Below are 13,298 nucleotides of genomic sequence, written 5' to 3'. Positions count from 1 at the left end.
GAACGTTCGCGCGCGCGTGGGCGTTGACAGAGTGGAACCGGTGCAAGGAGGGCGAGCGCATGACGTACGACCGGCTGGTGTGCGCGAACTGCGCGGCGCCCGTGAGCGAGGGCCGGTGCCCCGTGTGCCGGGCGAACCGCGAGCGGCTGCAGCAGGAGAACTTCTTCGCGGGGCTGAACCCCACGGCGCTGATCGCGCTGCTGGTGGTGCTGATCGCCGCGGTGGCGCTGCTGGCCCACCAGACGGTGTAGGACGCGCGCCGAGGACGACGTGAAGGGGCCCGGAGCTTGCCGCTCCGGGCCCCTGGTCATTCACTCACACGTACGCCCCGTACCGGATGCCGCATACGGTGCGTACGCCGGTCGCCACGCTCAGGCAGCGGCGCCGCCGCGGCCCTCCATCAGGCGCGGCAGGAACCGGAAGCCGATGCCGCCGGCGATCATCGTGGCCGCGCCGACCAGCAGGAACGTGGTCTCCGCGGCACCGGTCTCGGCGAGCTCCTGGCCGTTGCCCTGCGCGGACGGGTTGCTGTCCGAGCCGGTCTCGGTCAGGGCCGAGGAGCCCTGCTCCTGCGGGACGGTGTTGTTGCCGCCGCCGTTGGGGGTGGTGCCCCCGGTAGAACCACCGTTGCCGCCGTTGCCGCCACCGTTGTTGCCGGTGCCGCCGTCGCCGTTACCGCCGCCACCGGGGTTGCCCGGGGTGCTGCCACCGTCACCCGGGTTCGTCCCACCGTTACCCGGGTCGGGGTTCGTGCCACCGTTGCCCGGGTCCGGGTCCGTGCCGCCATTGCCCGGGTCCGGGTCCGTGCCACCGTTACCCGGGTCCGGGTCCGTCCCGCCATTGCCCGGGTCCGGGTCCGTGCCACCATTGCCCGGGTCCGGGTCCGTGCCACCATTGCCCGGGTCCGGGCAGTTCGGATCGGTGGCGATGCTGCAGGAGGGGTCGGGATCCTCGTCGCCCTCGCTCGTCAGCGATACGTTCGCCTTGATGCCGGTGCCGCCGACGCCGGCGCTGACGCCGAGGTCGAGGGCCGAAGCCGCGCCCGCGGCGGTCAGCGAGGCGCCGGCAGCGATCACGGCACCGGCCGCGATGCGCGCGACACGGACCCGCGTCTTCTTCGTCATATGGTTGCTACCCCCAGTAGCTGAATCGTCTTCGAGCGGCGCGCGGGGCCGTGATCAACGGGGGTGGTTGGCGCAGTGCGAATCCCCCCGGTTCACATGCGCCCCAGAAATGCGCATGCCACGTTTCACCCTTCCCGCTTTTCGGAAGAGCGTCAAGGTCGTTGCGGGCGCGATGTCCAACTGTGCGCTGTTTGCGCGTGGTTGGAGTCTGTGAGTGTGACGTAAAACCCGGACATCGACCAATAGAAAAGGCAACTGCCGCTGCAATAGCGGCAGTTGCCTTGTCGACAAACAGTCTGCTTCTGATTTCCCGGGCTGCTACTTGCCCTGGTCCTGCTGCTTGCGCCAGCGAATCCCGGCCTCGAGGAACCCGTCGATCTCGCCGTTGAAGACGGCCTCGGGGTTGCCGACCTCGTGCTCGGTGCGCAGGTCCTTGACCATCTGGTACGGGTGCAGGACGTAGGAGCGCATCTGGTTGCCCCAGGAGTTGCCGCCGTCGCCCTTGAGGGCGTCCATCTTGGCCTGCTCCTCCTGGCGGCGGCGCTCGAGCAGCTTCGCCTGGAGGACGTTCATGGCCGTGGCCTTGTTCTGGATCTGCGAGCGCTCGTTCTGGCAGGAGACCACGATGCCGGTCGGGATGTGCGTGAGGCGGACCGCGGAGTCCGTCGTGTTCACACCCTGGCCGCCGGGGCCGGAGGAGCGGTAGACGTCGACGCGCAGCTCGGACTCGTCGATGTCGATGTGGTCGGTCTGCTCGACGACGGGCAGGACCTCGACACCGGCGAAGGAGGTCTGCCGGCGCCCCTGGTTGTCGAAGGGCGAGATGCGCACCAGGCGGTGGGTGCCCTGCTCGACGGAGAGGGTGCCGTAGGCGTAGGGCGTCTGCACAGCGAAGGTGGTCGACTTGATGCCGGCCTCTTCGGCGTACGACGTCTCGTAGATCTCGGTCTTGTAGCCGTGCTGCTCGGCCCAGCGCAGGTACATGCGCTGAAGCCGCTCGGCGAAGTCGGCGGCGTCGACGCCGCCGGCCTCGGCCCGGATGTTCACGAGCGCCTCGCGGGAGTCGTACTCACCGGAGAGCAGCGTCCGGACCTCCATCTCGTCCAACGCCTTCTTGACGTCGACGAGCTCGGCCTCGGCCTCGTCGCGGGTGTCCGGGTCGTCCTCGGCCTCGGCGAGCTCGAAGAGCACACCGAGATCGTCGATCCTGCCACGCAAGGCCTCCGCCTTCCTGACCTCCGCCTGGAGGTGGGAAAGCCGACTGGTGATCTTCTGCGCCTCGTCGGGGTTGTCCCACAGGGAGGGCGCGGCCGCCTGCTCCTCGAGCACGGCGATGTCTGCCCTCATCTTGTCGAGGTCCAGAACGGCCTCGATCGACTCCATGGTCGAGGAGAGGGACTTCAGCTCTTCGGATACATCGACGACTGCCACGCATCCAGCGTAACGGCTCCGGCAACCGACAAACGCCGCACACCCCCGCCCCCTCGGGCCACCCCGGCCTCTCAGGCCGCACTACTGCCGGACGCCCACGGCCCTCAGGGCCCACCACAACCGGCGCTCCCCTCCTCCGGGACCCACCGAGACGGGCGAGCGGGTGGGCGAAGCGGGGCGCGGTCCCGAACCCCGGTCCGGGACACCAGGTCCCGAAAACCGAAACCAACGCGTCACGGAGACGCCGACTGCCCAGGCGCCCCCGGCGCCACATCCGCCCCGTCCCCCGACGACGCCCACCACACCCCCGCCCCGAGCACCCCCGCGACCACCACCCCCGCAACTGCCAGCGTCACCCGCCGCCGCCGCGCCGCGGCCCGGTGGCGCGCGGCGGAACCGGGCCGCGGCGCACCCGCCGCCCGCGGCACCCGCGCCGTCCCCCGCGCGCCTCCCGCCAGCTCGTCCGGCGCCGGCACCCGCATCGACGTGTGGGTGTCCCGGTTGGAGTCCGGCTTCGCCCCGGGCACCAACGGGACCGCTCCCCGTCGCCGTACCCGCTCCCCGGCCCCGCCCCCGGCCGGATCCGTCGACCGGTCGGACGACGACTCCTCGCCCGCCTCCTGCGAAGGCTCCGCACCCGGCTCGTCCACGTCCAGCGGCGGCATCCCCGCGAGCATCGGCTGGAGCTCCCTGAGCCGGGCACCCAGCTCCGAGGCCCGCAGCCGCGACGCCGGCGCCTTGGCCAGGCACTGCACGATCAGCCGCCACAGCTCGTCCGGGATGCCCGGCAGCGGCGCCACCGTCTCCGTGACGTGCCGGCGCAGCACCGCGCCCGGATGCCCGCCGCCGAACGGCGTGAAGCCCGCCAGCAGCTCGTACAGGACCGTGGCGAGCGCGTAGATGTCCACGGCGGCCCGCGGAGGCAGCCCCTCCACGATCTCCGGCGCGAGATAGTCCGGCGTCCCGATGATCTTCGTCGCCCGGGTCCGCTTGGGCGAGTCGATGAGTTTGGCCACACCGAAGTCGGTCAGCAGCGCCGGGTGCGCGCCACCGGGGCCGAGCGGCCCCTCCATGTCCAGCAGCACGTTCTCCGGCTTGACGTCCCGGTGCACGACCCCGGCAGCGTGCGCCGCGGCAAGCCCGTCCGCCACATCGGCCACGATCGCCACGGCCGCCTCGGGCGCCAGCCGCCGCTCCCGCTCCAGCCGGGTGCGCAGGTCCGTACCGCGGACCAGGTCCATGACGAGGGCCAGGTCGTTGCCGTCGACCACCAGGTCCCGTACGGAGACCACGTTCGGGTGCTCCAGGCCCAGCAGCGCGGTCCGCTCCTGCACGAAACGGCCCACGAGTTCCTGGTCGGACGCGAGGTCCTCGCGCAGCAGCTTGACGGCGACGGGGCCGTCGGGTCCTTCGCCGAGCCACACCGTGCCGGCGCTGCCCCGCCCCAGGATCTGGTTGGCGGTGTACCGGCTACCGATCTTCCGTGCCAAGACTGCTCCTACAGACGCGTGTTGCCGACAAAGCTACGCGTCCGGCGAGCCAACCCTCACCACAGAGCCGGAATTCACCCGCCGACTGTCGACAAATCCCCAAACCCGCGCCTAGTTGCCGCCGCCCAGGTTATTGACCCAGTCGCTCACCGCGCCGGCCCAGGAGCTCAGCTGCTCCCAGTAGCCCTTGCCGGTCCCGATCCAGTGCTGCAACGGCGTCAGTTCCCAGACGAGCCAGCCGGCCACCACCAGGATGATGATCGTGAACAGGCAGCCCTTGAGGCAGCCGAGACCGGGGATCTTCATCGGGTTCGCGCTGCGCTGCCGCGGCGGCCTCGGCTCGCGCACCGGCCGCCGGGGCTCCGGCTGGGCGGGCGGCGCGTACCGCTGGGGCTGGGGCGCGTACCGCTGCGGCTGTTGCTGCTGTTGCTGTTGTTGCTGCTGATAGCCGCGACCGGGCTGCGCCTGCGGACGCTGCGGCTGCTGCTGGGGCCGGGCGACCTGCCGCTGGGGGCGGCGGCGCAGCGGGTCCTCGTTGGGGTCCAGGTACTGGACCTGCGTCTGCTCGTTGCGGTCGCGGGCGGCGCGCAGCTGGTTCTGCCAGGGGTGCGGCTGCTCGGGCTGCTGGTCCCCGTACGGCCCGCCGCCGGCGCCGTTCATGTCGCCCGGCGTCCCCTGCGGCATCGGCGGCATCACGCGCGTGGAGTCGCCGCCGTTAGCGGGCAGCACGGTGGTCGGGTCGGCCGCGCCGGGCGCGCCACCCGTGTGCGGCAGGAAGCTGGTCGCGGCGTTCGGGTCGTACGAGGCCGCGCCCTGCGGCAGCACCTGCGTGGGGTCGGCGGCGCCGGGCACGTCGGGGGCGGGCACGGTCGCGGGCGCCGGGTCGGGCGCCAGCAGCGCCCCCACGGCCTCCGCGGCGGCGATCTGCGCGGGGCTCGCGTGCACGCCCACGCCGTCGGCGACGACGCGCAGCCCCCGGGCGAGGTTCTCGGCGCTGGGCCGTCCGTCGGGGTTCTTGCTCAGGCAGCGTTCGATGACCGTCCACAGCGGGTCGGGAACGGTGGACGGGCGGCGCGGTTCGGCGCTCAGGTGCTGGTGCAGGACCTCCAGCGCCGATCCGCCGGCGAACGGCGGACGGCCGGTGACCAGCTCGTACAGCAGGATTCCGGCGCCGTAGACGTCGACCGCGGAGGTCTGCGGGCGGCCCTCGGCGGACTCGGGCGCGACGTACGCGGGCGTGCCGACGAACTCGTGGGTACGGGTGAGTCCGGGCGAGTCGGCCAGACGGGCGATGCCGAAGTCGGTCAGCATCGGGTGCATCTGCCCGCCGTCCTGCCCCAGCAGGACGTTGGCCGGCTTCAGGTCGCGGTGCACGACCCCGTCGGCGTGGCTCGCGGCGAGCGCGTCGGCGATCTGGGCGGTGAGCAGCGCGGCGGCCACGGGTGTGAAGGGGCCGTTCTCACGCAGGTAGCGGTGCAGGTCGGGGCCGTCGACGAGGTCCATGACCAGCGCCAGCAGATCGCCCTCCACCACCAGGTCGCGCACCCGCACGATGTTCGGGTGGGTCAGCCGGAGCAGGACGGACCGCTCCCGCAGGAACCGCATCACGATGTCGGAGTCGTTCGCCAGCTCCTCCTTGAGGACCTTGATGGCGACGGTCTCACCGGGCTGCCCGGGCACGGCTGCCTCCGCGCCCGCCGCCTCCCTCTGGCGGGCTCGCCAGACGGTCCCGGTGGCACCGCGTCCGAGCGGCTCCTCCAGGAGGTACTTGCTGCCTACCGGCCGCACGTCATGCGCTCCCTGTTACTTGCTTGCCTGAACCCGCGCTTCTGGGGCGTCCCGCGGGTGCTGCGACCCGCCGCGCGGGTGTTCCGACCCACTTTAGTGCCGCCCTCCGCGGTGCCGGGCGGTCGAGCTGCCGCGCCCGGTGCCGCCGCCCGCGCCGCACCGGCTCCTTCCACGGCGACGTACGCACGGGGCCCCGTACATGTTCGACGGAAAGACGCTCGGCTCGGGTCGGTTGGTTGCCCGGTACGGACATGAACGATCCCGAGCAGGCGTCGAGCGGACATTCGCCGGGCATGGGCCGGGAACTTTTGCGGGCAGAGCCGACCAATCAAGATCACTTGCCGCTGGGCGGCGGGCGCGGTGTCGGTGGTAGGTGCGAGGATGCCTCCAGAACTGGCCGACGTGCTCGTGCGGTGGTGGGGGAAAGTCCGCGGTGGGGGACCGCGGGGCGGTTTCGCCCCACGCCGGTCGCGGGCGCCCGCGCAGAAGGGACCGCTGACGGCGATGCAGATCCGGCTGACCGTCGTAGATCCGCTGGGCCCGCCCTCCCCCACGGTCTCGGCCTCGCAGGAGCGGGGCGGCCACCCATCGGCGCGAAGCAGCGCCGCGAGCTGCGACGTGCTGATCACGGCGCCCGCCGGCACCGCTCTGGCCTCCGTGGCGGCGGCACTGGCCGCGGCGGTCTCCGGCGAGGGGACGTCGGCGTCCGAGCGGGGCGGCCGGGAGCGGGGCGCGTCCGGCGGCCGGGAGCCGGGCACGGGCCCCGTGGTGCTGTACGCGGGCGCGGAGCGGCTGGACACCCAGCGCTGCACGCTCGGCGAGCCCCCGCTGCTCGACGGCGCGGTGCTGTCCCTGGGCGCCCCCGCCGACCCCGAGCCCCACCCCGAGCTCGACGACGCCCCGACCCAGCTGCACGTGGTCGCGGGGCCGGACGCGGGCGGGGTGCACCTGCTGCACGGCGGGCAGATCACGGTGGGCCGTTCCGCCGACGCCGACGTGCCGCTGGACGACCCCGACGTCTCGCGCGTGCACTGCGCGGTGACGGTCGCCCCCGACGGCGGCGTCTCGGTCGCCGACCTTGGCTCCACCAACGGCACGGTGCTGGGCGGCAGGCCCGTCGGGTCCCGCCCGGTCCGTTTCGCCCCGGGGGCGCTGCTGCGCATCGGCGAGTCGGCCCTGCGCCTGACACCGGCCGCGGGACGGGACGCCCGCGTACGGACGACACCCGACGGGGAGGGCCATGTGCGGCTCCCCTCCGGGGGCGCGCCCGCACCGGACACCACCACCGCGCACGAGCGCGTACGGGACGGCGGGGGCGACGACGACGGCAGCGGTGCGCACGGGGCGGCCACGCGCGCGTACGGCGATGCCACGGGCCCGACCGTGACCCACCGGGGAACATTCGCACCGCACCCGCCGGGAGCCGGGGCGCCGGGAACCGTCGAGCCCCCCGCGGTCCCCGCGCAGGCCGGCGCGCCCCGGATCGAGAGCGGCGAAGGCACTCACAGCGCGCAGGCGCAGCCGCCCGTGCCCTTCGCCATCACGGCCGACGGCGGCACCGGCGTGCCGCAGGTCCTGCGCCGCCGCGGCGGGCTCGGGGCGTGGGCGCGGCGGCTGACCGGCGGGCGCGGCGAGCAGGCGGCCGACCGGCGTGGGACGTACGACGGCACGGGGGCGGACCCGCGCGCGCAGGACACGCGCGCGTGGCGCACGGGGCCGCAACAGCCGGAGACCTGGCCGGACCCGGCGGCACTGCTGCTCGCGGCCCTGGGCCCGGGACCGCGGCTGTGGGAGCGCGGGGCGGGCCACCCCGAGGCGCTCACCGTACGGCTCGGCACGGCCGACCGGCCGGCCCCCGACGGCTCGGGGCTGCTGCCCGCGGTCCCGGTCACCGCCGACCTGCGCGAGGTGGGGGCACTGGGCCTGGCCGGACCGCGCGCCCGCCTGTCGGGACTGGCCCGCGCGGTGCTCGCCCAGCTCGCCGCGGCGCACTCCCCGGACACGCTCGAGATCGTGCTGCTCAGCGCCGACTGCGCCCGCCCGGTGGAGGAGCGCACCGCCGAGTGGTCCTGGCTCGGCTGGCTGCCGCACGTCCGCCCGGCCCACGGCCAGGACTGCCGCCTCCTGCTCGCCTACGACCGCGAGCAGGCCGCGGCCCGCACGGACGAACTCCTCCGGCGCGTCGAGGACCACACCGCGGACGACCCGAGCGGCGACCCCGCTTCCGGGACGGGCCCCACGGCCGGCGACCACCGGGCGCAGGACGCGCGCGCCGGCGCCCGGCGGCCCTCCTGGGCGCGGGACGACGATCCGGCGGACGAGTGGGGCTTCGCGGGGCCGTACACGGTGGTGGTCGTGGACGGCGACCCGGGCGGCGCGGCGGTGCGCGAGGCGGTGGCACGCCTGGCGCACGTGGGTCCCCGGGCCGGGATACACGTGGTGTGTCTCGCCGAGACGACGCCCGCCTCACCCGCGTCCCCGGTGACGGACACCTACGAGGCGGCGTGCGCGGTGTCACCGGCGTTCGGGGCGTGCGGAGCCGTCGCGCTGCTCAGCGGCGACGTGGCGACGGCGCTGCGGCTGATGCGCGTCGCGGGACACCCGGCCGCGGCCCATCCGGACAGCGGACCCGAGCTGATCCGGCGGCACCCGGACGACCCCCTCCGCGCACCGCGCGCCGAGGCACCCGCCCGGACCCCGGCGGCACGGGCCCCGCACCGCGCTCCCATACCCCCCGGCACCGTCGCCGTCGTCGACGCGGTGTCCCTCGCCTGGGCCGAGCGTTTCGCGCGGGCCCTGGCGCCCTTGCGGACGGACGGGACCGGAGCGGGCCGGCCGGCCCGGGTGACGGCGCCGCTGCCCCTGTCGGCGCGGTTGCTGGACGAGCTGGGGCTGGCCCGGGCCACCCCGGCCTCGCTCCAGGCCCGCTGGGCGGACGCGGCCGACGACACGGCGGCCCTGGGCGGGCGGGCCTGGGCGATACTGGGCGCCGGTCCGCGCGGACCGGTCTGCGCCGACCTCGTGGCCGAGGGACCGCATCTGCTGGTCGAGGGACCGGCGGGCAGCGGCCGCACGGAACTGCTGCGATCCGTCGTCGCCTCGCTCGCCGCAGCCGAGCGGCCCGACCGCCTCGGCATCGTGCTGGTGGACGGCCGGGACGGCACCGGCGCGGGCGGCGGGCACGGCGACGGCCTGCGGGTCTGCACGGACGTGCCGCACGTGACCACCCACCTCACCGCCAACGACCCGGTCCGTATGCGGGAGTTCGCCCAGTCGCTGAGCGCCGAGCTGAAACGACGGGCCGAACTGGTGGGGCTGACGGACTTCACCGAGTGGCACACCCGACGCGAGGTCTCCGGCCGCATCGTCCCCCAACGCACACCCCAGCCGCACGGCACGCCCGGTCCCACCCCGACCTACGCGGCCCCGACCGGCGCGGACGCAGCCGGCTCGGGCACCGCCCGCGCCCCGCAGCGAGCGACGGCGACCCGCGGCACGTTCGAGCCGGGACGCGCCCCCACAGGCCCCACCGGCACGGGCCCGGCCCACACGGCACCGACCGGCGCGAGGACGTCCGGCGCGGGCACGCCCGGCCCGGATCCGGCCCGCGCCGCCCAGCGCACGGCGACCACCCACGGCGCGTTCGCCCCGGGGCACACCGGAACGGGCGCCGCCGGCAACGCCGGTGACACGGGGGATCTCGACAGCCCGCCCAGTTCGACCATGCGACTGCGGCCCGCCGCCGCCCGCCGGCAGGCGGAGGCCGCACCGCCGCTGCCCCGCCTGGTGGTGGTCGTCGACGATCTGGACGCCCTGGTCTCGCCCTCGCTCGGTTCGCCCGGCCGGCCCTCGGCCGGGTCGGTGATCCGCGCGCTGGAGGCAGTGGCCCGGGAGGGCGAGCGGCTCGGCGTCCACCTGGTGGCGGCCACCACGCCCGGCGGCCGTACGGCGCAGACCGAACCGGCGCGCCGGGCCGCGCTGCGGGTCACGCTGGACGCACCGGCCCCGGGACCGGACGAACCGGCGCCCGGACGCGGCCGGCTGGCCCGCGCGGACGGCCGGGTGACGGCGTTCCAGGGCGGTCGCGTCACGGGCCGCATCCCCCGCACCGCGACCCAGCGCCCCACGGTCGTCCCCCTGAAGTGGCACCGCATGGGCGACCCGCCCACCCGGCGCTCGGTACGGGAGTTGGGCAACGGGCCGACGGATCTCGCCCTGCTGGCAAGCGCGTTGGAACGCGCCGCGCGGGAGGTGTCGGCGGCCCACGTTCCCTCGCTGCTGTAATCAGCCCCGCCGCCGTTGCCGCGATCAGCCCCCGCCGCCGTGATCAGGATCTGACTCGGAGTCACGACGTGGTCACGATCGCCCGGTTGACACCGTGGGCGCTCTTGCCGACTCCCGGACCCCGGCGTACACCAGAGCGCACGGGACAGCGCTCGGACGTTCGACGAGGAACGGAGAACGGGGCAGTCATGCGCAGCACGAGCAGCACCATCCTCAGCCACAGGGCCGCCAGGACCGCGGCGGCCGTCGCCGCGGGAGCCCTGGCCCTCTCCCTCACCGCGTGCGGCGGAAGCGACGACAAGAAGAGCGGCGACGACCAGAGCAGCAGGAGCACGAAGCCCGGCGCCGCCGTCACCCTCCCCAAGCTGGACGGCGCGACGCTGGAGGTGGCCGCCGTCTGGACCGGCGGCGAGCAGAAGAACTTCAAACAGGTCCTCGCCGAGTTCGAGAAACGCACCGGCGCCAAGGTCACCTTCGTCCCGGCCCAGGACCCGATCATCAACTTCCTCGGCTCCAAGATCGCGGGCGGCCAGCCGCCGGACGTGGCGCTGCTCCCGCAGCCCGGTGCCATCAAGCAGGCCGTGGACAAGAAGTGGGCCAAGCCATTGGGCCCGGAGGCCCAGGCGCAGCTCGCCAGGAACTACTCGCAGGGCTGGCAGGACATCGGCAAGGTCGGCGGCACGCAGTACGGCGCTTACTACAAGGCCGCGAACAAGTCGCTGATCTGGTACAACGCCAAGGTCTTCGAGAACGCGGGCGCGAGCGAGCCCAAGACCTGGAAGGACCTGCTGAGCACCGCGCAGCAGGTCTACGACTCCGGGGTCACCCCGTTCTCCGTGGGCGGCGCCGACGGCTGGACCCTCACCGACTGGTTCGAGAACGTCTACCTCTCCCAGGCGGGCCCGGAGAAGTACGACCAGCTCGCCCAGCACAAGATCAAGTGGACGGACCCGTCCGTCAAGGACGCGCTCACCACGCTCGCCCAGATCTGGTCCAAGAAGGACTACATCGCGGGCGGCCCGAAGGGCGCGCTCCAGACCGAGTTCCCGGCCTCGGTGACCCAGACGTTCACCGGCGGCGACCAGCCGAAGGCCGGCATGGTCTATGAGGGCGACTTCGCCCAGGTCAACATCGGTGAGACCAAGGCCGAGGTGGGCACGGACGCGAAGGTGTTCCCGTTCCCGGCCGTGGGCTCCACCCCGCCGGTGGTCTCCGGCGGCGACGCGGCCGTGATCCTGAAGGACTCCAAGGCGGCCCAGGCCCTGGTCACCTTCCTCGCCTCGGCGGACGCGGCGACGATCCAGGCGAAGCTCGGCGGCTACCTGTCGCCCAACAAGAACGTGCCGGACTCGGCGTATCCGAACGAGGTCCAGCAGAAGATCGCCAAGGCGCTGATCGACTCGGGCGACGACTTCCGCTTCGACATGTCCGACCAGGCCCCGCAGGCCTTCGGCGGCACGCCCGGCAAGGGCGAGTGGAAGGAACTCCAGGACTTCCTGAAGAACCCCTCGGACGTCGCGGGCACCCAGGCGAGGCTGGAGAAGGACGCGGCGGCGGCGTACGGCGGCGGGAGCTGATCCGGCGATGACGCCGGCCACGGCGGCGGGAGCCTCAGCGGGCCCCGCCGCGCCCCGTCGTCGCAAGAGCGTGACCGGCACCCGCAGAACCGTGGCGGCCCTGTTCCTGCTGCCCGCCCTGGTGCTGCTCGGCGCGCTCGTGGTCTACCCCATCGGGTACTCGGTCGTCCGCAGCTTCTACAACGCCTCCGGCGACGGCTTCGCAGGGTTCGACAACTACGAGGCCCTGTTCACCGACGACGGCATCCGCACCGCGCTGAAGAACAACATCATCTGGGTGGTGTTCGCGCCGGCCGTCGCCACCGCGCTCGGTCTGGTCTTCGCGGTGCTGACCGAACGGGTGCGCTGGGGAACGGCGTTCAAGCTGGTCGTCTTCATGCCGATGGCGATCTCCATGCTGGCGGCGGGGATCATCTTCCGGCTGGTGTACGACCAGGACCCGGACCGGGGCGTCGCCAACGCGGTGTGGGTCGGCGTGCACGACACCTTCGCGCAGTCCTCGGCGTTCCCGAAGGCCCACCCGGGCCGCGACTCGCCGCTGAAGCCGGACCAGGGCGGCTTCATCACCTCGGCCACGGTCCGCACCGGCGAGTCGGTGGCCCTCCCCCTCGTCGGCGTCGCCCCCGACCAGATGCCGAAGAGCGCGAAGCGGGCCGTGCGGGCCGAGCCACAGCCGGGGAGGATCACCGGCACCGCCTGGCAGGACTTCACACGCGGCAAGGGCGTCGGGAAGCTCGGCGCGGTCGACCCGTCGGAGTTCGGCTATGCCGGGATGCGGATCGAGGCGGTCAAGGACGGCAAGGTGGTCGCCTCGGCGAAGGCCGCCGACGACGGCACGTTCACGCTGCCCGCGCAGGCGGACGGCGCTCGGCTCCGGCTTCCGGCGAGCAACTTCAAGGCGCCGTACAACGGTGTGGACTGGCTGGGCCCGTCGCTGGTCACTCCGGCCATCATCGGCGCGTACGTGTGGATGTGGGCCGGGTTCGCGATGGTGCTGATCGCCGCGGGGCTCGCCGGCGTGCCCAGGGAATTGCTGGAGGCGGCCCGGGTCGACGGCGCCAACGAGTGGCAGGTGTTCCGCAGGGTCACCGTGCCGCTCCTGGCACCCGTGCTCGCGGTCGTCGCGGTGACCCTGATGATCAACGTGCTGAAGATCTTCGACCTGGTCTTCATCATCGCCCCGGGTTCCTCCCAGGACGACGCCAACGTCCTGGCCCTGGAGCTGTACCGCAAGGGCTTCTCGGAGGGACAGCCCGGCATCGCCAGCGCCATCGCGGTGTTCCTCCTGCTGCTGGTCATCCCGGTGATGCTGTTCAACATGCGGAGGCTTCGGCGGGAGGTGCGGCGATGACGGCGCGTCCGGCTGTCTGCCGGGGGCCCGGGGGTCGCCCCCCGGATGAGCACAGCAACATGCGCAGGCTGCGGCGGGAGGTGCGGCGATGACGGCGCGTCCGGCTGTCTGCCGGGGGCCCGGGGGTCGCCCCCCGGATGAGCACAGCAACATGCGCAGGCTTCGGCGGGAGGTGCGGCGATGACGGCGCGTCCGGCTGTCTGCCGGGGGCCCGGGGGTCGCCCCCCGGATGAGCACAGCAACATGCGCAGGC

Annotated in this window: 8 protein-coding genes; 4 read left to right on the top strand and 4 right to left on the bottom strand. The window is 73.8% G+C overall.

The genetic code is table 11. From position 1 onward, the window contains the following. The first annotated feature begins 59 nt into the window (after nucleotides 1-59). Nucleotides 60-251, top strand: coding sequence for a hypothetical protein (locus tag ACFY3J_RS27425; protein WP_141360499.1), 192 nt, complete (start codon nucleotides 60-62; stop codon nucleotides 249-251). A gap of 120 nt (nucleotides 252-371) precedes the next feature. Here the strand turns inward: ACFY3J_RS27425 and ACFY3J_RS27420 are convergent, their stop codons facing one another. The 4 genes from ACFY3J_RS27420 to ACFY3J_RS27405 all read right to left on the bottom strand — a co-directional run bounded on the left by ACFY3J_RS27420 (nucleotide 372) and on the right by ACFY3J_RS27405 (nucleotide 5,833). Continuing rightward, a complete protein-coding gene (locus ACFY3J_RS27420) occupies nucleotides 372-1,124 on the bottom strand; it encodes a hypothetical protein (protein WP_384179557.1) in 753 nt (250 codons plus the stop codon). Nucleotides 1,125-1,442: 318 nt separating this feature from the next. After that, nucleotides 1,443-2,555, bottom strand: a complete 1,113-nt coding sequence (gene prfB / locus ACFY3J_RS27415) for a peptide chain release factor 2 (protein ID WP_384179559.1) — start codon at nucleotides 2,553-2,555, stop codon at nucleotides 1,443-1,445. A 233-nt stretch (nucleotides 2,556-2,788) separates the two neighbouring features. Beyond that, nucleotides 2,789-4,045, bottom strand: a complete 1,257-nt coding sequence (locus ACFY3J_RS27410) for a serine/threonine-protein kinase (protein WP_384179562.1) — start codon at nucleotides 4,043-4,045, stop codon at nucleotides 2,789-2,791. 111 nt (nucleotides 4,046-4,156) lie between these two features. After that, nucleotides 4,157-5,833 carry a protein kinase gene (locus ACFY3J_RS27405; RefSeq protein ID WP_390841934.1) on the bottom strand — a complete coding sequence of 559 codons (1,677 nt, stop codon included), beginning with the start codon at nucleotides 5,831-5,833 and terminating at the stop codon, nucleotides 4,157-4,159. Between the two features lie 504 nt (nucleotides 5,834-6,337). On the opposite strand from ACFY3J_RS27405, the gene ACFY3J_RS27400 reads away from it, so the two are divergent. From ACFY3J_RS27400 to ACFY3J_RS27390, 3 genes are all read left to right on the top strand, one after another. Further along, complete coding sequence (locus tag ACFY3J_RS27400) at nucleotides 6,338-10,117, top strand: FHA domain-containing protein (RefSeq protein ID WP_390841973.1); 3,780 nt, start codon at nucleotides 6,338-6,340, stop codon at nucleotides 10,115-10,117. Between the two features lie 188 nt (nucleotides 10,118-10,305). Next, a complete protein-coding gene (locus ACFY3J_RS27395; protein WP_390841933.1) occupies nucleotides 10,306-11,694 on the top strand; it encodes an ABC transporter substrate-binding protein in 1,389 nt (462 codons plus the stop codon). Between the two features lie 7 nt (nucleotides 11,695-11,701). Continuing rightward, nucleotides 11,702-13,045: a carbohydrate ABC transporter permease gene (locus ACFY3J_RS27390; protein WP_384179568.1), complete on the top strand. Its 1,344-nt coding sequence runs from the start codon at nucleotides 11,702-11,704 to the stop codon at nucleotides 13,043-13,045. Nucleotides 13,046-13,298 lie beyond the last annotated feature (253 nt).

The sequence above is a fragment of the Streptomyces sp. NPDC001231 genome (genome assembly GCF_042896885.1).
Lineage (GTDB): Bacteria > Actinomycetota > Actinomycetes > Streptomycetales > Streptomycetaceae > Streptomyces.
The sequence above is the reverse complement of the archived record's forward strand: the minus strand, read 5'-3'. Positions and strand labels throughout refer to the sequence as shown.